We start from the raw sequence: 20750 nt of genomic DNA, 5'->3' as shown, positions 1-20750 counted from the left end.
AAACTGTTGTACAATTTATACTATTATTGAAAAGTTATCCTGGCGAAGCTATACGTACCGCGAAGAATAAAAATGCAATTTGCTAAGCCCCGTACAGAAACTTAAATTATTCCTATGCTGTTTGAAGCAATCCTCATTGAGGAAATACTTCAATTATTACCCTGCATGAAACCCTCCTACCGCGAGCCTTGCCGTAGAGTAGAATCATAAAAATCAGGGCAAAACGAATTACATCGGTTTTGACTGAGAAAGGAGTAGTATAAATTTTATTGCTGGGGCAATAGGATTAGTAAATTAACTATATTTGATGTTAAGCCTATATTTTTGTAAGACACCTGTCTATTTTTTATAAATAAGCAGGGGTAAAATAAATGATGATTCTATGGAAAATGATTGTGCCGTTTTGAGGTGACTAAAAAAATACGCTCAACGAATATTTGTGATTCGGCAGATCCATTAACTTAAATCTCAAGATTTTTTGCGATTATATGACTATGCCGCAATATCTCAAATTCCGGATAACAATAAGTTTTGTTAAGAATCTATTGATTGTCAGTTATATAAGTTGAGTAGATTGTCACTTGTTTTAAGCAAATATATAATACGGAAAAACTTTGTGGTGGGGATTTAGAAGCTGTGCGTGATGATCTAAAAGGCTTGGCTATTAATCAAAAAGAACTGCAAAAATTAACGAACCTGCCTATTAATGAAGAGTTAATTATTCTTGTTAATCCGCTCAAGTTATTAATAGGGCAATTTATTCATCGAGTTAGGGGTCCCGAAGGAGCAACGGCGATTTTTATTGGATTAGCGGCAATACTTAGCAGCTATATTGTATTTGATTTAGTTCTCAAAATGTTTGGTAATTTGCTTCAACTTCCATCCTGGTTGCTATTCATTAAAGTCTGTTTTTTTGGCGGAGCTATTACGCAATTAATTTTATATTTTACCTGGAAAAAAAGAGTTTCAACTGTTAAAGAGAATCTAACTCATTGTCTGAATACTCTTTTACATGAAGTTGATAGATTTAATGCTGTTGTTAAGGCAATAGATATTAACGACAAAATTGAAGCAGCAGGAAATACAGAAGTCATAATTAAAGAAAGAAAGCGAGTTATTGAAGCTCTTAAATATACGAGAGCGGATTTAGTCCGTGCCCTGAAAACTGAAAGAATTTTGAGAGAAAACAAAAGGTTTATTGTTAATAATTCAGAATTACTGGCGAATAATTTGGCAACATTAACTCAGATGCAAGTTTCCGAACGAGCCTCCGAACATGGCAGGTTACTCAACGAAGCATTAGAAATTGCAATGGACGTACAGCAAGAAATGAAAAGATTGCAGAGCCATTAATATAATTATTGGTAAACTTTTTCCTGGTAAGTGTAAATCGTCACTTTGCACAGCTTTGCCTATATAACCGCAAACTCATGCTTTTACCTAAAGCATAAAGCGAATCGAACAATTTCAGAACAAAAAGCTTGAAACCCGGTTTACTAGGTCAGCAAACAGTCTAACATGAGTAAATATAAAACAAAAAGCTCTTTGCGCGTAAAAGCATGAACTGGAAACAAATTGCTGGTAGCTGGGTAATGGTTCCCCAGCGCCCTATCGGTATCGTTCATTTTTTAGGTGGTGCATTTGTCGCTACTGCACCCAACGTTACTTACCGTTTATTGCTCGAATATCTGGCTGAAAAAGGCTTTGCGATAATTGCCACCCCGTTTGTTAATACCTTAGACCATAACGCGATCGCTCAACAGGTTTTGTTAAATTTTGAGCGAGTAATAGTACGCTTAGAAGATAGAGAACCAGCTTTCAAAGGCTATCTTCCTATATATGGATTAGGTCATAGCATGGGATGCAAACTACATTTGCTTATCGGCTGTTCTCCAGGAGTCGAGCGTGCGGGTAACATTCTCATGTCATTTAATAACTACGCTGCGCGAGATGCTATACCTTTGGTGGAGCAATTCAATACTGCGGTGGATGTTGAATTTACCCCTTCACCGGCAGAAACTTATAGCTTGGTGAAAGAAAACTACAATATTCGTCGCAATCTATTAATCAAATTTAACAACGATAATCTTGACCAGTCAGCAGCTTTGAATAAACTGTTACAAAATCGGTTTAAGGAGATGGTAACAACCCAAACGCTCAATGGTAATCATCTTACACCTTTAGGTCAAGATGTCAAATGGCAGCCTTCTCAAGAATTTAATCCACTTGATGCTTTAGGACAGTGGTTTAAGCAAGAAGTATACAGAGATTTAAATCAGCTAAAACGTAGCTTGATATTATGGCTAAATCCTCTATCAACACTATAATCGGAAGATGGTATGTATAGATTTTACTAGAGAAAGCTCAATCAGAGTATTTTTCCAGTAGATCGGGGTCGTAAATAATAGAAGTAATTCAATTTTCTATTTTATTTTTTAATTTTTTGATTATCAAGCGGCTACTTTCTATGTTTCAAATATTAGTAATTGATGATGACCCTGCCGTACAAATTTTACTGAAAAGGATGCTGGAAAAGCAGGGTTATAAAGTAGTTGCAGTTAGCAACGGTGAAGAAGGAATAGCACAAGCTATAGTATCTCATCCAGCGCTAATTATTTGCGATTGGTTAATGCCGGGATTGAGTGGTATTGATGTTTGTCGTTATATAAAAAAAGACCCCAATTTATCTACTACATTTTTTATTCTTTTAACCTCTTTAGATTCTGTTGCAGATCGTGTCAAAGGACTAGATGCGGGTGCCGATGATTTTATCACTAAACCCATAGAGCAAAATGAAATGCAAGCGCGGGTAAGGGCTGGGTTACGTTTGCATCAAATGAGTAGAGACTTAAAAGCTCAGAAACAAATTCTAGAAGCAGAATTATCAGAGGCTGCGGATTACGTGCGCTCTCTTTTACCAATGCCAATGGTACATCCTTTCAATATTAATTATACATTTATTCCTTCCCAGCAACTTGGTGGTGACTGCTTTGACTACTATTGGTTAGATCCGGATTATTTAGCAATTTATCTACTAGATACAGCCGGACATGGACTAAAAGCAACTTTACCTTCTATTTCGGTATTAAATTTACTACGTTCGCGCGCTCTAAAAGATTTAAATTATTACCAACCGAAAGAAGTACTAAATGCATTAAACAGTACTTTCCAGATGAATTACCAAAATGATAAATACTTTACTATCTGGTATGGAGTTTACAACATAGTTAAGCGAGAGCTAATTTATTCAAGTGCGGGTCATCCACCTGCGATATTATTATCTAATAATAATGATATTCAATTATTAAAAACCCCTGGAATGCCTGTTGGCATGTTTCCAGAGGTTCAATACACTAATGGTTTTTGTAAAATCGAAAAAAATAGCACCTTGTACATTTTTAGTGATGGTGCTTACGAGATTAGCTTATCTGATGGTCAACTAATGGGACTAGAAAACTTTATCCAAAGGGTTACGCGGTTGTATCACTTTTCTAGTAGCCCTCTAGAAAATATTCTTAATTGTCTGGTTGATTTGAATTCAAAAAATACTTTTGATGATGATTTATCGATACTCCAAATCGGCTTTAATTAAGAAATTTGTGAAAGTACAGATTGATTAAATTCATCTTGGTTGGAAAAGATTTCAAACACTTTATCCATTCCAGTAAGTTCAAATAAAATTTTGACTTGCTCGTTAATAGAACAGAGCACTAATTTTGTATCTGATGCTCTTAAGGTTTTAAATGCTAATACCAAAGCACCCAAACCCGAACTATCCATAAAAGTAATTTCTTTTAAATCTACCAGCACCATTTTTGGTTTGCTGTCTAATGATTTAATAACTTCTTCTCTAAAATCTTGGGAACTAGTTGCATCTAAAACACCACTGGGTTTAACAACTTTAATATGCTCTGTCATAATTTCTCAGTAATTTTACTGCAAAAAAAACGTCTATTATTTAAATCCATATTAATCATAATTCATTTGATGACAACTTGCCAGCGGATTGTTTCTCAATTAACAGTTGTAAATTCAAACATTAAATATATATATAACTAGATATATTGCCATGAAAGTAGATTATTAAGTCGCATAAGAGAAATAAGGCTATCGACTGAACTAGAAAATATAATACCTGACTGTTAAAAGATACAAGAAGACCACTTAGAAAAACCCATGCGGGCAATCAAAGGGAAGGTAAGCTAGATTACATTTTACATAATTTACCTTGTTTGCTTGTAGCATATGCGACTTCTCTTTGTTTGCAATATCCTAGTATTTGAGCACGTGAAAAATGCCGAGTGGGACAGCCAGGGGAAGCAGGGAAGCAAGGGGAGAAAAGAATTTTGATATAGTAATTAAAATATTTTCTACCTTCTCTAGCTCTTCTTCCCCACGTTGCCGTGCTGCCGGAGAACCCCTCTAACAACGCAATGGTTCCTCTTCCCCCTTCCTAATACAACCTATCAAAACGGCTGGAAAAGCAATACTACCAAAGTATTAATTACCCCTGATGAGGTGGAATTGAAATAATAAATTCACTGCCTTTTCCTGGTTGGGAAATATACTCAATCGAACCACCATGTCTTTCAGTAATAATCTGGAGGCTAATAGTAAGCCCCATTCCTGTAGCTTTATTGACGGACTTGGTTGTAAAAAAGGGGTCAAATAATTTTCCCTTAATATCTTCTGGTATTCCCGTTCCGTTATCGGCTATGCTAATCATTACTTTTTCTGACTGCAAAAATTCTGTGCGAATCTGAATTTGAGGATTGTTGTTCTTTGTCTGCTTTGATTCTATTGACTCTTCTACAGCATCTAAAGCATTACTCAAAATATTTATAAAAACTTGATTGATTTGACTGGGATAGCACTCTACCGGTGGTAAGTTACCGTAATTTTTAATAATCTGAATAGATGGGTGTTTTAATTTGCCTTGAATACGATTATCTAACATCATTAAAGTACGATCTAACCTTTCATTCAGATCAACTTTTTTGATTTGAGCTTCATCTAAACGCGAGTAGGTATGTAAATATGCAATTATTTCTCGAATGCGTTGCGCTTCAATTCTCATCGAATCGAGAAGGTTCGGTAAATTCTGAAGCAGCAATTTTAAGTCAACTTCTTCGAGCATTTTCTGTATTTCTGATGCAGGCTGAGGATAATAGTTGTGATACAGTTGCACCAGATTTAAGAGGTTGTAAGCATAATTGTTTACATTACTAATATTTCCGTAAATAAAGTTTGCAGGATGATTAATTTCTTGGGCTACTCCTGCAAGCAAATTACCCAATGAAGACATTTTTTTGTTTTTTACTAACTGCATTTGAGCTTTTTGCAGTTCGTTAAGGGCTGTTTCTAATTCCTGTGTTTGCTGTTTTAATTGCGTTTCTGCTTGTTTGCGTTCGCTTATATTAAATGATGTGCCTATAATCCGATAAATTTTACCTTCTGCATTTCTTAAAGGATTGAGAGTAGTTAACCAACAAAGCTCTTGATTTTGAATGGTTAGATTTTCTTCATAGCTTATAGCTATACCTGCTTCTAAACATCGGATGTATTGTTGACGTATTTTTGCACCTTGAACGTCTCCAAACACTTCTTCAGGAAATTTACTGATGCCATTTTGTGATTTTATGCCGATAGCTTTCTCTGTGGCTGCGTTCCAATCAGCATAAACAAATTCGCGATTATCTAAAACGTTAACAACAAAAATCAGTTGTTCAACTCCTTGATAAATATTGCGGAGAAACTGCTCTTGTTCTTGTAAAGTTGTTTGTGCTTCTTCTCTTTTGGTAATATTTAGAACCAAAGACGCAACACCAATGACTTCACTATTCACGGCAACCAAAGGGTTGTTATACCATTCACAAATAATGGTTTTACCTTCTTTGGTAATATTCTCTGTGACGATTCTGGTTCCACCTTTCTGCGAAAATAGTGCAGTCTTTAAATGATGGATTTGTTCTAATGCTGTTTGGGAAACTATAAACTCCAAATGACTACCAATTGCTTCTTGTTTTGTATACCCAAAAATATTTTCTGCGGCTTTGTTCCATTCTTGTACCTTAAAATCTATATCCCATTCAATTACAGCTAAAGGCGTTTGCTCAACTAATAACGCTAATCTTTGCCGAGAAGTTAAAAGTTCTGACTGTACTGATTTGCGATCGCTAATTTCTTTTTGCAAGCTTCGATTGCTTTGCATTAACTGCTGAGTTCGTTCTTCTACTCGCTTTTCTAAATCTGCATAAGCTCTTTTCAAAGCTCTCTCGGCTTGCTTCAAAGGAGTTACATCCATCACCACACCATCCCAAAGAATCGAACCATCTTGCTGTTTTTGTGGACGGGATGCAGTTTGTATCCATTTTGTTTTTCCAGAAGTAAGGATAATTCTTCCTTCCCATTGCCAAGGTTGCAAACTTCGAGCAGAATTAGCGATAGATTTTTCAAAATCCTCACGCTCATCTCTATGAACGCAAGAAATAAATAAACTAGCATCGGCACTAATCTGCTCCGAAGAAAGTTCGTAGATTTCAAAACAGCCGGAACTAATATAAGGAAAACTAAATTGATTGTCGGCTCCGAGTTTAAATTGATATAACATGCCGGGGACATTAGCAGAAAGTTTCTGTAACTTTTCCTCGCTGAGTCGAAACTGATTTTCTATTGCTTGCCGCTGTTTAATTTCTTCTTGTAAATGGGTAACTACTTTAGTAAGTTCGGAAGTTCGCTGATGTACCCTAATTTCTAACTCTTCATATAACTTCTGCAAAGTAACTTCTACTTCCTTACGATCTGTGATATCTTCGAGAGTACTTAAAACGTTAGTAACATTTCCGTTCGCATCGCAAATCGGAATTGTGTTGACTTCTAACCAACACTGTCTACCATCTGCTTGTAGTTGTGGTTTAACAATACTTTCAGGTATTTTTGATTCAATAGCTCGACTATCATTCAAACGAAACCAATTAGCTTCTTCTTCTTTCCAAGGTAAATCAAAATCAGTTTTACCTTTAATTAATTTTGGATCGCCTACTCCTGCAATATCTGCAAAAAAGCTATTGCAACCCTTGTACACAGAATTAGAATCTTTCCAAAAAACCGCTTGTGGTATATGGTTTAAAATCTCTTCTAATAAAGCTTTAGACTCGCGCAGTCTTGCTTCCACCTGAAAATGCTGATTGATTTGTTGCGTTAATTCTCGAATAGTACTAATAAGAAACTGATTTCCTTCTTCATCACTGAACACGCATTTTTTTATCGCCACAAAACGTTTTGTTCCATCTCCATCTGTAATGCATTCGTCAGATTCGTTTTGATTAGATGTAGTAAAAATAAATTCATCTTTTTCCCAAGACGCATCCGCAACTTCATTATCAAACAAGTCAAAATCCGATTTACCGATAATTTCTTCTCTACTGCGTCCAATAAAATTACAATACGCATCATTAGCCAGCACCCAACAATGTTGACGGTCTTTGACAAAAATAGGGTCAGAAGTACCGTTGATTACCATTAGCAAAAACCCAGCAGAAGAAGCAAATTCGTGCTGTGTTTGACAATCCTCTTGGACTATTTCCTCCCGACTAAGGGACGATTCATTGTTTACGTTGTCTTTATTCATCCCCAAAATCCTATTCCCGTAAAGGTTTTAGCCTTCATTACTTCATTAGATGCTGACTCTACTTAATATCCGCAAATGCGCTTAATTCATAAAGCGTCCGTTTCCCCATATGCACTTAACTAGTATTCCCGGAATTGATACTGTTTCAACATTGATGGCTGAAATTTTTCTCTTTATTTCCCCCTCTTCCCTAAACCGGACTAACTTTTGCCCGATACAGCAACTTATCTCCTTGACGGTAGCCGGTATAACGAATTTTGACTTTTTCCTGCGGCTGTGCGGTGCCTTCTATTAATTGGTGGATTTCGGGTTCGTAAGGTAATTCTGTATCTATTTGTGCAATGGCTTCGATCCCCCATTCTTGTAAAAGTCTTGTAATTGGTTTTTCTATCAATGGAACAATATTCGCTGCTGGTAACTGACGATTTTCTTTAGCTTTGCTTGCTGCTGTCGGAAATTGAATTAATAACGATTCAAGGATTTGTAAACTCGATTGCTGAAATTTAGCAAGTAACAATTGTTCTTGATTTTCTAATTGCTTTTGTAAGCGCTCGTATTCTTTTTTTAAATCTATTATTTCTGAAGATGGTGACTGCTCAGTTGAAGCGGATTGTTTAATTAAATTTGTTTCAGAAAAATTATTTATTAACTCGCTCAAATCTATTTTTAGTGCTTGAGATAATTTGACCAAAAACTCTAAACGCATTTGCTGAATTTCTCCTTTCCGCAAACGCTGTATTTGATATTCAGAAACTCCAGCTACTTTACTCAAATCTTTAAAGCTAGAAATATCTTTTTGCTGCATTAATTCAAGTAAATTCGCAGTAAAATCGATTTTGTTTTCGCTTGTTGATGACATAATAGGTAAGGTCAAAGGTTAAAGCTATAAATTAATTATCTATGCCCAACGCTTTCATGACAATTACCAATAATTTTATTACTATCTTTGTGTATCTCCGGCTTACCTCTTCTTTACAGAGGTAGGGATTAAAGGTGAGATTTTTATATTGAATATAAGCAACTTACTACTATAATCAAAACCTAAGAATGGATAAATATGAAGAATATGCATTAAAAACACAATTAAATCAATCGCTGCGTTTTACAAGTAGTTGGTAGGTTGGGTTAGACACGAAAATTAATTTGAAATGTAACGGAAATTGATATTTTCGTGTTTTAACCCAACATCGCCTATTGTGAATAAGAAATATTATTTCTCGCGAAATGTAGAAGATTGGAAAACACCGATAAATTGATGTTGGGTTAGGACGCTTTCATTATTTTGAGTTTGCAATTATATTCTCTAGTGCGTCTAACCCAACCTACAGATTAACTACGAATTAACTACTTCCGATTAACCATTGTTGCACTTGCTTGATCTACTGGTACTAATAAAATTTCGCTAAGATTAACGTGTGACGGACGAGTTACGCAAAATAATACAACATCAGCAATATCATCTGGGGTAAGAGGAGTTAATCCTTGATATACTTTCTTAGCTTTTTCATCATCTCCATGAAATCTTACCTGGCTAAATTCAGTTTCTACTAAACCGGGATCTACAGAACTTACGCGAACAGGTGTTCCTAATAAATCTTGTTTTAAACCTTCGGAAATTGCCTTAACTGCGGCTTTAGTCGCACAGTAAACATTACCACCAGGATAAGTTTGATGTCCGGCGATAGAACCGATGTTAACTACATGACCGCGATCGCGTTCTACCATTCCCGGAACTACGCAGCGAGTAAGGTAAAGCAAACCCTTAACATTGGTATCAATCATTTCTTCCCAGTCTTGGTAACTACCTTCGTAAAGCTTATTTAAACCGCGACTAAGACCGGCATTGTTAATGAGAATATCAATGTTAGACCATTCGCTCGGTAAATTTGAGACAGCAGATTCTACAGCACTACGGTTGCGGACATCGAGTTCTAATAAATGAAAATTTTCTGATGGTAATTTTAAATTTTCCACAAGCTGCTGCAAACGTTCTAAGCGTCGTGCAGCTAAAACTAATTTAGCTCCCGCTTCTGCAAAATATTTGACGCAAGACGCACCAATTCCACTACTTGCACCAGTTATTAAGACAATTTGATTTTGAATTGAAGTCATCGGAGAAGAAGTTAGTTGATAGTTGACGATCCACACCCGATCGGTGAAAGTTGATAGTTGTTAAGCGGAGGATTTCTTGTAGTCCCTAGCGGATTTAGTGATTTACTTCCAAATTAAGAGCAATTAACCACTAACCACTAACCACTAACCACTAACAACTAACAACTAACTTACTATCTTCCCACTACTGGCACGCGCTGAGTAATCATGGTCATGCCATTTCCTCGTACTAATACCGCAGAAATCCATTGATTGCCGGGAGTTGTGGGCGCTCTGCCAACTTTGAATATTCCACCAGCAGAAAGTAATTCCAAGTTTACAGGTGTGGGTTTGAGATATTTTCCTGGTTGTACGGGTTCATCTAAGGCAGCGCCTAAAAGGAAGCTATCACCTAAAGGCTCGTTGACAATAGCATCAAAATAATAGCGCTGTCCGGCTTTTAGTTTATCTGGTAAATTAATATCTACTTTAGGAGGGTTAACACCAGAAGTAAGCTGAGTTTTTTCTGACAAAATATCTTGACGAACAATTTTACCGTTAACAATACGCTGACGCGATTTAATAGTGGCATTCATGCCTAATTTTTGATTACTCGCAGAAGGTAAACCAACTATATTTGTTACAGTGTCGGCAATAATACTGTTACCTTGGGTTCTCCAAGATTGCAGTTTTGTATTGTAAGTTAAACCTGGATAGCGCTTCCACAGAGAAGTTAAGGCTTGTTCCATGCTCGAACGATTTAACCCGTCTCCATGAACAAAACTAGGGCTGTAAAAGTTCATTACACCCTTGATATTGCGGCGATTTGCAGCTGCATCGATCTGTGTTAATAAAGTTCTAAGTTGAGGAGGTGCATTTCGCGATCTGCTTTGCGTTAAGAGAATTCTGAGTTTGGCAGATGCATTTTGTGGTACATTTGCCTCGGCAGGCATCCAACTACTAGATAAGCCGAGTGTCAAAATAAATAAAATTGCCCAACGGCTACTAGTAACTCTTGATTTTCGTGCTGCTCTTAAGGTATTAAAGTTAGGCATTGGTGATAATGTTGTAGGTAATTTAACTACAGTAATTATTTGCTGTTTTAATGTATTCTTCATTCTATAACTTCACTTTATAAGTGACATTCCGGATGAGTCTACAAAAAACCAGGAAATTGTTTTATCTTATTCAAGCTTTGGCGCTAACAGGGTAAAGGGTTAATGCACGACGCTCCTATACGATTACTTATAGCAGCCAGCGGAACTGGCGGACATCTTTTTCCGGCGATCGCACTTGCGGAACAATTGCCAGATTATCAAATAGAATGGCTGGGTGTTCCTAATAGATTAGAAACTCAGCTAGTTCCCACACAGTATAAATTGAATACTATCGGAGTTGAAGGGTTCCAAAAAGGTTTGGGCATTTCTTCATTACTCACCTTGGGTAAACTCATGGGTTCGATTCTACAAGTAAGAAAAATATTAAAACAAGGCAAATTCAACGGAGTTTTCACAACGGGAGGCTATATTTCTGGCCCTGCTGTGATTGCGGCTCGTTCTTTGGGCTTACCCGTTATTCTTCATGAATCCAACGCTTTACCCGGTAAAGTTACTCGCTTTTTCGGTCTTTTATGTAATGCTGTAGCGGTAGGATTTGAAGCTGCTGCAAAATATTTACCTAAAAACAAAACTATATATACTAGTACGCCAGTACGCTCTGCTTTTTTAGAACCAGGAATTGAAGCATCACTAGATTTATCAATTCCTCCAGATGCACCTGTAATTGTAGTTTTTGGTGGTTCTCAAGGAGCAGTTTCTGTAAATAAATTAGTACGCGAAAGCGCTCCTGCATGGTTTGAAGCTGGTGCTTATGTAGTGCATTTAACAGGAAACCAAGACCCAGAAGCCGATAGTCTTGTGCATCCGCAGTATATTTCGATGCCATTTTACAACAACATGGCAGCGCTATTACAACGAGCTAATTTAGCTATCAGTCGCTCCGGTGCTGGAAGCGTCACCGAATTAGCCGTATGCGGTACTCCAGCGATTTTGATTCCCTATCCTTACGCAGCAGAAGACCATCAAACCTATAACGCTCAAGTATATACGACGGCAGGAGCAGGGATATTATTTCAGCAGAAAGAATTAACCGCAGAAAAATTGCTGTTACAGGTTTTAGAATTATTGAAATCTCCTGAAGAATTGCAGCAAATGAGCGATAAAGCGAAAACAGTAGCAGTTCCCGAAAGCGCTGAGAAATTAGCGCAGTTGGTAAGGGAAGTTGTGGAAAGGTAAATATTAAGTTTTTAATTTAATCGTGATTTACTGTAGGGTGGGCTGGTAGCTTGCCCTATATTTTTTATATAGGTGTTGGCATAAAACACGTAAGGTTCTGGGAGCGCCAAATCACTAAATCACTTAAGTTATCCCGTGCAATTATGATTACAAGCATTAAAGCACTTCGTACAAACTAAATTTTTCTACTTATTCAAAGTATGAACTATATAGATAAAATCAACCATCTCTTAACACCGAAACAATCTCAAAGCCCTATAGTTATAGACTTATTCGCAGGTTGTGGTGGTTTATCTTTGGGATTTGAAGCACAAAGATTTGTAACATATGGCTTTGAAATGGATAGCGATTCTTGCGCTACATATAATCAAAATCTAAAAGGAGAATGCACGAAAGTTGTACTTACAAATGAAATAGAATTACCGTCATGTGATGTCATAATAGGTGGGGTTCCTTGTCAGCCTTTTAGTGTGGGAGGTAAGCAAAAAGGTTTAAAAGATTCGCGAGATGGTTTTCCAATATTTATAAATGCGGTTAAAAAGCTAAATCCACAAATATGGTTATTTGAAAATGTTCGAGGCTTACTTTATAGAAATAAATGGTATTTTGACGAAATTATCCAATCGTTGCAAAATTTAGACTATATAGTTGAATATAAATTATTAAATGCAGTTAATTTCGGGGTTCCTCAAAATCGCGAACGTTTAATAGTAGTTGGTCATCATGGAAAATTTAAATTTCCACATGTATTAGAAAAAATAATCACAGCAGGTGAAGCATTAGGAGAACTTGCATTTGCAACTCCTCCAGAATCTAAATTTCTTACTGATAATATGGATAAATATGTTGCAAAATATGAAAAAGCATCCGCTTGTAAAAATCCTCGGGATTTACATTTAAATAAACCAGCAAGAACATTAACCTGTAGGAACTTGGCTGGTGCGACAGGTGATATGCATAGAATAAAACTTCCTGACGGTAGACGAAGACGTTTATTATTAGAAGAAGCTGCTCGTTTACAAAGCTTTCCCGACTGGTTTGAATTTATGGGTACTAATACAAGCTGTTTTAATCAAATTGGTAATGCAGTTTCACCATTATTTGCTTTTCATTTAGCAGCAAGTGTTAGAGAATACTTAAATTCGGATTATAGAGTGTCTTCTAAAGAGATAGAGCAATATCAAGCGCCAATACAGTTATCATTGCCTTTCTAGCTGTTTGTTATGTCAAAAATACCACAATATATTTTAAAATCAAAGAAAACAAACAGTCTGCAACAGCTAATTAATGAAGCATTGTATATTCTGGATAAGCTTGGTATACCTTTAGAAGGAATTACGCTCAGACGTAGGGAAAGAATAGGAATGGCTTTTTTAGCTGTTTCTAATGTTAAACAAAGTACTGACTGGAAAAATATTAGTGGCTCTCATGCTCTAAGAACAAGAGATATTATCAGATATTGGAATAATCATTTTGATGAAAATATTTCCGACAGTTCATATGATGATATACGTCGCAAAGATTTAAAATTTCCTGTTTTAGCAAAAATAATTAACTCTAGTTCTGCAAACAAGAACGCAGCGAAAAATGATGGTACGCGCTCATATGCTTTAAATCCAGAATATATTGATTTAATCAAAAAATTTAGCGATTTGAACTGGGAAAAAGAAGTTGAGAATTTTTTGTCAAATAGAGAAACATTAAAAGAACAATTATCGACAGTTTGCGCCAGATATAGCATGGGAAACAGAAGTTTGGATTGCACAATCACCAGAACATATAATTCATTTTAATGGTGAAAAGTTTTTAGGTCCTTATTCTCCGAAAAATTCTATATAGTATTTCGAGCCAATTATTATCAAAAATATGACTTCCCAAAAACCAATTAGCGTATGGCAATATAAACCTTGGTGGTGTCAACCTTGGTCTATATTACTCACGGGTACAACAATAATTTCTGGAAGCTGGTTATTATTTCACAAAGTTTGGCTAACTATTTTAGTATCCATCCCTTTATTAACTTGGATGGGATTTTTTCTATTGATATACCCGAAAGCTTATATGGAAATGATAAGGGAACAGGGAACAGGGAACGGGGAATAGTGAGAGAGGGGGAAGAGGGGGAAGAGGGGGTAGAAAAATTCCTAACTCCTAACTCCTCACTCCTAACTGATAACTGCTAACTGATTTACCGTTTATTTTCTACAGAGCGATAAGCAAAACGCATTGACTGCAACATTCTTTCTCGCTTTTTACGGGCGATCGCCTGCAAGTCGATGGTTTTATCTGTTTCGTCCACAATTTCGCCGGTTATTACTTCTAATACGTCTTCTAAGGTAATTACCCCAGAAACATTACCGTACTCATCTACAACTACAGCTAAATGCTCTCGGGCTTCAAGAAAGTTTCTCATTAATCTGTCGGCGCGAATTGTTTCGGGTACAAATCCAACTTTTCGCGTTAATGTGCCAATTTTTTGAGTTTTTCTTCCTTCTACCATTGCTGTCAGCAAGTTCTGCTTTAAAGCTACACCAATTACTTCATCAATAGTTTCATTAATGACAATTATTCTTGTATGCTGCGAACTGATAATATCAGTTTTAGCTTCAGCAAGAGTTAAATTACCGCGCAAATATGTAAGTATCGTTCGGGGTGTCATTAAATCTGCTGCTGTCAGTTCATTTAACTGAAACACCCGCTGAATCATCTGTGCTTCGTCGCGTTCAATTATTCCTTCTTGATGAGCAATATCTGCCAACAACATAATTTCTGCTTTATTAGTTGTTGGTTGTTTTTTACCTTTAGTGAAAGGTGCTGTAATATTCTCTAAAACCCATACCAAAGGTGTAAAGATTAAAGTCAATGCAGCAAGAGGAATCGCTATAAGTAGGGAAATTGATTCTGCATAGCGCTCGCCTACAGTTTTTGGAATAATTTCTGCACAAATGATAATCAGAAATGTCAAAACTCCTGAAAATACACCCAGCCAAACATCTCCAAATACTTCTTCGGCAAGACTACCTGTAATAATACTACCGACAATATTGAAAATATTATTGATGACTACAATAGTAGCAATCGGTCGATTCATGTTTTCGCGAATCGCCAGTAAAGCCACTGCTGATGCATTCTTTGACTGCGCTAATTGTCTAACTTTGAGCGTCGAAACCGAAAATAAAGCCGCTTCTATTCCAGAACAGAGGGCTGAACCTGAAATAACAAAAATAACAACGAAAATAAGCTGTAACATCATATTTCCCAGCTATGGGAAGAATAGTTGAGGTTAATTGTGTTTTGAACGAAGTACTACAAGCGATGTTGTAGCTAATACAACCTCACCTATCTTAAACCCACGCAAGCATATATTGCTTGTTAGAAAACTACGAGCAAGTCTACAAGCTGTCACAAGCATTCTAATTCACCACCTGACTGCCGTGACTGCGTGGGTCTTCATTATTACCTGTCGGCACTGCGGTTGTAGAAAATTGCGAAACTCTACCGTTAGCTTGAGCATAAGGTAAGGTTGAACCTGCAATCAAGGCTTCTAGATTACTTCCCATAATTGTCCGGGGTTGGTCGCCTATAGTTTCTGCTTGGGCTTGAGCATCTGCATCTAAAAACACAAAATGAGGAATCCCATCCACACGATATTGCAGCATTTCCGGCAGCCACTTACTGTTATCTACATTCAGCATCACGAAATTTACTTTATCGGCATATTCTGTTTCTAGTGTGGCAATATCGGGTGCCATCTTCTGGCAGACAGTACACCAATTAGCGTAAAATTCTATTAAAGATGGTTTTCCATTACTCAAAGCAACTTCCAATGGTATGGAATTCTCATCTAAATCGGCTAGGGAAGCCGAACTGGTCTCACTTCGGAGTCCTATGAATAAAGCTACTGAAAGAACAGCAGCTACCGTTACAATCAAAAAATTTCGGAGACGTATTCCAAAAGTTGCTTCTGGCTTTTCCTGCGAATCTAAGGACGAATCCTTACTCATGATAAAAGTTTATAAAGTCTTAACAAGTCATTTCATACAAGTTTAACTCTCTACTTCCATTTATTAGAACTGTTACGAAAATAAAAACATCATATGGGTAATTGGTAATGGGCAATGGCTTATAGGTAATGGGTAATGGGTAAAAATAGTTAATCATTTTATTCATCACTCTTAACTCCTAACTCCTACTACCAATGCCCTATGCCCTATGCCCCATGCCCAATCCCCAATTACCAATTACCAATTACCAATCCCCAATTACTAATCCAAAATGAAAAAACGAGTTACCATTACATTTCCTAAACGCACGGTTCAAATGCCCATTACCTACAGACTGGCTAAGGATTTTAATGTAGCTGCGAATATTATCCGCGCTCAAGTTGCTCCCAATCAAATTGGTAAACTGGTTGTGGAGCTATCTGGGGATATTGACCAGTTAGATGCAGCGATACAGTGGATGCGGGAGCAGAACATTGCTGTTTCGCTTAGTTTGGGAGAAATTGTCATCGACGAGGAATCTTGCGTTCACTGTGGATTATGTACTGGGGTGTGCCCGACACAAGCACTTACTCTTAATCCTCAAAGTTTTAAATTGACGTTTACTCGTTCTCGCTGCATTGTTTGCGAGCAATGTATTCCTACTTGTCCGGTGAATGCAATTTCGACAAATTTATAATTGGTTACTAGTGTTTAGTAGTTAGTGCTGAATGCTTCACTTTTGCAACACTAATTTCATTGCAATTAGACAAATAAAATCGGCGTTGCAGGGTGTATTTACAGTCCTTCAACTAACTATTTAACGAGCAATAATTACTAAAATTATTTGAATTATAGTAAACAATTGTTAAGTTGAGAATGAATTTCATTTTTGTCCAAATTGCGACCGATGAAAACTAATTGATTTTGGCGGTTTGTAGTAGACCATTCATCAGCATTGAGTTGATAGCGAGGACCGCTAAGTTGGAAAATATGTCGTAGTTCGCTATCGCTAAACCAGAGGATACCCTTGGCTCTAAATACATTTTCTGGCATTTCTTCATTCAGAAATGTCTCAAATTTATGCACATCAAAAGGGCGATCGCTCTGGAAAGAAATGGAAACGAATCCATCATTTTCTAGATGATTTGAGTGATGGTGATGGTGTTCGTGGTCATGATGGTCATGGTGATGATGGTCGTGGTCATGGTCGTGCTCATGGTGATGATGATGATGTTCGTGACTATCTTCCTCAATCAAGGAAGAATATTCATCTTTGGGGGTCAATTCCACATCTAAAATTAATGGTAAAGCAACTTTACCGTAAGAAGTGCGAAGAATTTTTGCACCAGATTTAGTTTCCTTAATAAAACTTTCTAGCTCACCTAATTTTTCTTCACCAACTAAATCAGTTTTGTTGAGGAGGATAATATCACCATAAGTTATCTGTTTTAAAGCAGCTTCACTTTGGAAATGTTCGCTATTAAAAGCTTCTGCATCAACTAGAGTAAGTATGGAATCAATATTGGTTAAATCTCTGAGTTCTGTACCTAAAAAAGTTAAAACAATTGGTAATGGGTCAGCTACACCTGTAGTTTCTATGACCATATAGTCAATGCGTTCGTCTCTTTCTAAAATTCGATAAACCGCATCAACTAATCCATCGTTAATAGTACAACAAATACAGCCGTTACTCAGTTCCATCATGTCATCATCCGTAGAGATGAGTAACTGGCTATCAATATTAATATCACCAAATTCATTTACAAGCACGGCAACTTTCAAATCTTCTTTGTTATGAAGAATTTGATTGAGTAATGTTGTCTTACCACTACCTAAAAATCCGGTAATAATAGTAACAGGCATTCCTCTTTTAGGAATATCGGGAATAATATCAGATTTGGGTGCAGTTAGTTGAGTCATAATTTCTCCTGGTATTTATTACTAAGTTGTTACTAAGTTTTGATTTTTGTCAGATTATTTAAACATATTTAAGCGTAAAAATAATTTTCTATTTTTGCTGGTCTATCGGTGCGGGAATTCGTGCTAATATTCCTTTTTGTAAAACTTCTGGTCGTTCATTTCGTGAAACTATGCCATTAGTGCTAGTACGATATCTTTCGCACAATTTTAATATATCTGCTGCACTTTCTAATGGTGGTAAATCACCAAACATTAAACTAGTTTTTTTTGGAGCAGTAAGCGCTACAGAACAAGGTCTTTTACAAGCACTTAAACATTCTACTTCTGCAATGACAAATTCAGATTTTAACGACCAGTGTTGATGCAAATCTAGTAACTTACTTAATAAATGTTTACCACCCCTTTCGCCCATGTAATCGCGTTGTGTAGCTGAAAAGTAACAGGATTTACAAACAAATAATGTGTGAGAAGCCATATTAGATAAATTTCAACAACAAATAACAAAAAAATTATTTAGGGAGCATCTCGATTTTGAAATGCTCCCGATTATTTATTCTGCTTGAGCAAACTAATATCTGTATATTCTATCTCAGCAATAGACTTGTGAATTTTGTATTGTTGTACGGGATTAGTCATCACATTTATTACCGTTTCAATTGGCGGACATCCAGGTTCCGTACATTGCAGCTGACTTAAAGAAATAGAAATTTCATCGTCAATTTCCAAAGCTTGATAAATCCATTGTTTAATTTGCTTAGTTTTCTCAGAACTGGCTTTCTGAAATTGTTTACCCAAAGAAAAGCTCATATATTTTATGACCTTATTTAATAGCTTAAATTAACTTTAAATAGTTGTATTCAAAGCAATAATCGATTGCAAATGAGTAACTGTTTCATTGATTGATAGCGCTCCTAAATCTCCACCTTTTCGGGTACGCACGCTTAAATTTTGGTTTTCCATCTCTCGTTTTCCAACTACAGCAACTACAGGAATTTTTTCTAATTCCGCATTACGAATTTGTTTACCTAATCTTTCCCCACTACCATCAACTTCTACTCTTAATCCTTCTTTATGCAATTCCTTCGCTACGGATTCTGCATATTCTCGTACTTCATCGCTAACTGGTAATAATCTACATTGAATTGGCGCTAACCACAAAGGAAAATCACCAGCATAGTTCTCAATTAAAATTCCAAAAAAACGTTCTATCGAACCAAAAATTGCCCGATGAATCATTATTGGTCGTTTTTTAGTATCGTCATCAGCAACATATTGCATATCAAACCTTTCAGGTAAATTAAAATCTACCTGAATCGTCGAACATTGCCACAAACGACCAATCGCATCTTGAATTTTTATATCTATTTTTGGTCCATAAAAAGCACCACCACCTTCATCTACAATATAATTCCAACCTTTATTATCTAATGCTTCTTTTAAAGCCGCAGTTGCTAACTCCCAAACTTCATCTGTTCCTACTGATTTACTGGGACGAGTAGAAAGATTTATTTCGTAATTATTAAAACCAAAATCAGATAAAATCTGCTCAGTAAGATTCAATACTCCTAAAATTTCATCAGCTATTTGATTTGGTAAACAAAAGATATGAGCATCATCTTGAGTAAACCCACGCACTCGCATCAAACCATGTAGCGCTCCCGAACGTTCGTAACGATAAACTGTTCCTAATTCCGCCCATCTTAATGGTAATTCTCGATAGGAATGTAGCTTATTTTTATAAGTCAGTACGTGGAAAGGACAATTCATCGGCTTAATTTGATAAGCTTGTTTTTCCACTTCCATCGAATCAAACATATTTTCACTATAAAAATCGAAATGACCCGATGTTTTCCATAAATCTAAATTAGCAATATGGGGTGTATATAGTAATTTATAACCAGATTCTATGTGAGATTTGCGCCAATATTCTTCAATTATGTAGCGAATTGTTGCACCTTTAGGATGCCAAAATACTAACCCTCCACCAGCATCTTCTTGAATGCTAAATAAATCTAATTGCTGACCTAATTTTCTATGGTCGCGTTTTAATACTTCTTCTCTTTGCTTCAAAAAAGCCTGTAATTCTTCTGGAGTTTCCCAAGCTGTACCGTAAATACGCTGTAACATCGGCTTGGTTTCATCTCCTTGCCAATATGCACCCGCAACATTTAATAATGCAAACGCTTTTTTATTAATTTCTCTAGTAAAATTTACGTGGGGTCCCGCACATAAATCCCACCAATAACTATTAGCTTGATTAAGTTTTGTATTATTTGTATTATCTACAGCAAGCAATGATGATTCTCTATTACCAGCATCGGGACTACCAATAAAATAACGAGTAATTATTTCTTGATCGGGAATTCGTTCTAAAATTTCTAACTTATATGGTTCATTCAAAGCTGTGATTTCTTTTTGAATGTCTTCCCTTTCCACCTCCTCACGAATAATAGGTAAATTTGACTTAATTATTCGCCGCATTTCGGCTTCAATTTTACCCAAATCATCTGGGGTAATACTTACAGGACAATCAAAATCGTAGTAAAAACCTGTATCGGTAACTGGTCCAATCGCAACTTTTGTCCCCGGAAACAGCTTTTGTACAGCCATAGCCATGATGTGAGCGCAAGTATGACGAATCTGCTCAAGCTTTTGGGCATCTTTCTCTTGCAAGCCTTCCTGAGATTGGGATAATGAACTGACCATATGCAACTAGAATGAGAATCGTTATCATAATAGCGTAAAAAGTTGGTTTGATGTAAAGACTTTTTCGGGTAGTAATAAAAATAAACCGATTATCACGCCTCAGCTATAATTAAGTTGTAAAACCTC

At 36.4% G+C, this 20750-nt stretch carries 19 protein-coding genes and 1 pseudogene; 9 read left to right on the top strand and 11 right to left on the bottom strand.

Going from position 1 to position 20750, the window contains the following annotated elements:
* Positions 1-636 precede the first annotated feature (636 nt).
* The 3 genes from RIV7116_RS11135 (at position 637) to RIV7116_RS11125 (ending at position 3592) form a co-directional block, all read left to right on the top strand.
* Positions 637-1353 (top strand): hypothetical protein, encoded by a 717-nt coding sequence (locus RIV7116_RS11135; protein ID WP_015118398.1) that lies wholly within the window; start codon positions 637-639, stop codon positions 1351-1353.
* Positions 1354-1559: 206 nt separating this feature from the next.
* A complete protein-coding gene (locus tag RIV7116_RS11130) occupies positions 1560-2327 on the top strand; it encodes a DUF1350 family protein (protein ID WP_015118397.1) in 768 nt (255 codons plus the stop codon).
* 140 nt (positions 2328-2467) lie between these two features.
* Positions 2468-3592 (top strand): PP2C family protein-serine/threonine phosphatase, encoded by a 1125-nt coding sequence (locus RIV7116_RS11125; RefSeq protein WP_015118396.1) that lies wholly within the window; start codon positions 2468-2470, stop codon positions 3590-3592.
* Here the strand turns inward: RIV7116_RS11125 and RIV7116_RS11120 are convergent.
* The 5 genes from RIV7116_RS11120 to RIV7116_RS11100 form a co-directional block, all read right to left on the bottom strand.
* Positions 3589-3918 carry an STAS domain-containing protein gene (locus RIV7116_RS11120; RefSeq protein WP_015118395.1) on the bottom strand — a complete coding sequence of 110 codons (330 nt, stop codon included), beginning with the start codon at positions 3916-3918 and terminating at the stop codon, positions 3589-3591. The genes RIV7116_RS11125 and RIV7116_RS11120 overlap by 4 nt on opposite strands.
* Positions 3919-4504: 586 nt before the next feature.
* Entirely contained in the window at positions 4505-7630 is a 3126-nt protein-coding gene (locus tag RIV7116_RS11115; protein ID WP_015118394.1) for a PAS domain S-box protein, read from the bottom strand.
* A gap of 190 nt (positions 7631-7820) precedes the next feature.
* On the bottom strand, positions 7821-8489 hold the full coding sequence (grpE, locus tag RIV7116_RS11110; RefSeq protein ID WP_015118393.1) for a helix-turn-helix transcriptional regulator: 669 nt from the start codon (positions 8487-8489) through the stop codon (positions 7821-7823).
* A gap of 485 nt (positions 8490-8974) precedes the next feature.
* Positions 8975-9742: an SDR family oxidoreductase gene (locus RIV7116_RS11105; protein ID WP_015118392.1), complete on the bottom strand. Its 768-nt coding sequence runs from the start codon at positions 9740-9742 to the stop codon at positions 8975-8977.
* 173 nt (positions 9743-9915) lie between these two features.
* Positions 9916-10776, bottom strand: coding sequence for a hypothetical protein (locus tag RIV7116_RS11100; protein ID WP_044291725.1), 861 nt, complete (start codon positions 10774-10776; stop codon positions 9916-9918).
* 165 nt (positions 10777-10941) lie between these two features.
* Between RIV7116_RS11100 and murG the strand changes: the two genes are divergently transcribed.
* The 5 genes and pseudogenes from murG (at position 10942) to RIV7116_RS11080 (ending at position 14118) form a co-directional block, all read left to right on the top strand.
* Positions 10942-12015: an undecaprenyldiphospho-muramoylpentapeptide beta-N-acetylglucosaminyltransferase gene (gene murG, locus RIV7116_RS11095; RefSeq protein WP_015118390.1), complete on the top strand. Its 1074-nt coding sequence runs from the start codon at positions 10942-10944 to the stop codon at positions 12013-12015.
* 200 nt (positions 12016-12215) lie between these two features.
* Positions 12216-13229, top strand: coding sequence for a DNA cytosine methyltransferase (locus RIV7116_RS11090; RefSeq protein ID WP_015118389.1), 1014 nt, complete (start codon positions 12216-12218; stop codon positions 13227-13229).
* 9 nt (positions 13230-13238) lie between these two features.
* Positions 13239-13712 (top strand): annotated as a pseudogene (locus tag RIV7116_RS36920) (hypothetical protein); the annotation flags it as partial.
* A gap of 37 nt (positions 13713-13749) precedes the next feature.
* The gene (locus tag RIV7116_RS37590) at positions 13750-13854 is read left to right on the top strand and encodes a BsuBI/PstI family type II restriction endonuclease (RefSeq protein WP_083894124.1); all 105 of its coding nucleotides are present in this window, start codon (positions 13750-13752) and stop codon (positions 13852-13854) included.
* Positions 13855-13881: 27 nt separating this feature from the next.
* On the top strand, positions 13882-14118 hold the full coding sequence (locus RIV7116_RS11080; protein WP_015118387.1) for a DUF6737 family protein: 237 nt from the start codon (positions 13882-13884) through the stop codon (positions 14116-14118).
* A gap of 85 nt (positions 14119-14203) precedes the next feature.
* Here RIV7116_RS11080 and RIV7116_RS11075 read toward each other — a convergent pair whose 3' ends face one another.
* Positions 14204-15265: a hemolysin family protein gene (locus RIV7116_RS11075; protein WP_015118386.1), complete on the bottom strand. Its 1062-nt coding sequence runs from the start codon at positions 15263-15265 to the stop codon at positions 14204-14206.
* Between the two features lie 163 nt (positions 15266-15428).
* A complete protein-coding gene (locus RIV7116_RS11070; RefSeq protein ID WP_015118385.1) occupies positions 15429-16019 on the bottom strand; it encodes a thioredoxin family protein in 591 nt (196 codons plus the stop codon).
* A 271-nt stretch (positions 16020-16290) separates the two neighbouring features.
* Here RIV7116_RS11070 and RIV7116_RS11065 point away from each other — a divergent pair, with 271 nt between their 5' ends.
* Positions 16291-16695, top strand: coding sequence for an NIL domain-containing protein (locus tag RIV7116_RS11065; RefSeq protein ID WP_015118384.1), 405 nt, complete (start codon positions 16291-16293; stop codon positions 16693-16695).
* Positions 16696-16847: 152 nt separating this feature from the next.
* On the opposite strand, the gene RIV7116_RS11060 is transcribed toward RIV7116_RS11065, so the two are convergent.
* From RIV7116_RS11060 to thrS, 4 genes are all read right to left on the bottom strand, one after another.
* On the bottom strand, positions 16848-17918 hold the full coding sequence (locus tag RIV7116_RS11060) for a GTP-binding protein (RefSeq protein ID WP_015118383.1): 1071 nt from the start codon (positions 17916-17918) through the stop codon (positions 16848-16850).
* A gap of 88 nt (positions 17919-18006) precedes the next feature.
* Entirely contained in the window at positions 18007-18393 is a 387-nt protein-coding gene (locus tag RIV7116_RS11055) for a DUF1636 domain-containing protein (protein ID WP_015118382.1), read from the bottom strand.
* 71 nt (positions 18394-18464) lie between these two features.
* Positions 18465-18725, bottom strand: coding sequence for a hypothetical protein (locus tag RIV7116_RS11050; RefSeq protein ID WP_015118381.1), 261 nt, complete (start codon positions 18723-18725; stop codon positions 18465-18467).
* Between the two features lie 36 nt (positions 18726-18761).
* Complete coding sequence (thrS, locus tag RIV7116_RS11045; protein ID WP_015118380.1) at positions 18762-20624, bottom strand: threonine--tRNA ligase; 1863 nt, start codon at positions 20622-20624, stop codon at positions 18762-18764.
* Positions 20625-20750: the final 126 nt, after the last annotated feature.

Source organism: Rivularia sp. PCC 7116, assembly GCF_000316665.1.
In the GTDB taxonomy this organism is placed as follows: domain Bacteria; phylum Cyanobacteriota; class Cyanobacteriia; order Cyanobacteriales; family Nostocaceae; genus Rivularia.
This window is presented reverse-complemented; position numbering and strand designations above follow the sequence as displayed.

What these genes read in the sequence shown, in the direction of transcription:
- RIV7116_RS11130 (WP_015118397.1), top strand. Translation starts at nt 1,560, where the DNA reads ATGAACTGGAAACAAATTGCTGGTAGCTGGGTAATGGTTCCCCAGCGC.
- RIV7116_RS11125 (WP_015118396.1), top strand. Translation starts at nt 2,468, where the DNA reads ATGTTTCAAATATTAGTAATTGATGATGACCCTGCCGTACAAATTTTA.
- RIV7116_RS11120 (WP_015118395.1), bottom strand. Translation starts at nt 3,918, where the DNA reads ATGACAGAGCATATTAAAGTTGTTAAACCCAGTGGTGTTTTAGATGCA.
- RIV7116_RS11115 (WP_015118394.1), bottom strand. Translation starts at nt 7,630, where the DNA reads ATGAATAAAGACAACGTAAACAATGAATCGTCCCTTAGTCGGGAGGAA.
- grpE (WP_015118393.1), bottom strand. Translation starts at nt 8,489, where the DNA reads ATGTCATCAACAAGCGAAAACAAAATCGATTTTACTGCGAATTTACTT.
- RIV7116_RS11105 (WP_015118392.1), bottom strand. Translation starts at nt 9,742, where the DNA reads ATGACTTCAATTCAAAATCAAATTGTCTTAATAACTGGTGCAAGTAGT.
- RIV7116_RS11100 (WP_044291725.1), bottom strand. Translation starts at nt 10,776, where the DNA reads ATGCCTAACTTTAATACCTTAAGAGCAGCACGAAAATCAAGAGTTACT.
- murG (WP_015118390.1), top strand. Translation starts at nt 10,942, where the DNA reads ATGCACGACGCTCCTATACGATTACTTATAGCAGCCAGCGGAACTGGC.
- RIV7116_RS11090 (WP_015118389.1), top strand. Translation starts at nt 12,216, where the DNA reads ATGAACTATATAGATAAAATCAACCATCTCTTAACACCGAAACAATCT.
- RIV7116_RS11080 (WP_015118387.1), top strand. Translation starts at nt 13,882, where the DNA reads ATGACTTCCCAAAAACCAATTAGCGTATGGCAATATAAACCTTGGTGG.
- RIV7116_RS11075 (WP_015118386.1), bottom strand. Translation starts at nt 15,265, where the DNA reads ATGTTACAGCTTATTTTCGTTGTTATTTTTGTTATTTCAGGTTCAGCC.
- RIV7116_RS11070 (WP_015118385.1), bottom strand. Translation starts at nt 16,019, where the DNA reads ATGAGTAAGGATTCGTCCTTAGATTCGCAGGAAAAGCCAGAAGCAACT.
- RIV7116_RS11065 (WP_015118384.1), top strand. Translation starts at nt 16,291, where the DNA reads ATGAAAAAACGAGTTACCATTACATTTCCTAAACGCACGGTTCAAATG.
- RIV7116_RS11060 (WP_015118383.1), bottom strand. Translation starts at nt 17,918, where the DNA reads ATGACTCAACTAACTGCACCCAAATCTGATATTATTCCCGATATTCCT.
- RIV7116_RS11055 (WP_015118382.1), bottom strand. Translation starts at nt 18,393, where the DNA reads ATGGCTTCTCACACATTATTTGTTTGTAAATCCTGTTACTTTTCAGCT.
- RIV7116_RS11050 (WP_015118381.1), bottom strand. Translation starts at nt 18,725, where the DNA reads ATGAGCTTTTCTTTGGGTAAACAATTTCAGAAAGCCAGTTCTGAGAAA.
- thrS (WP_015118380.1), bottom strand. Translation starts at nt 20,624, where the DNA reads ATGGTCAGTTCATTATCCCAATCTCAGGAAGGCTTGCAAGAGAAAGAT.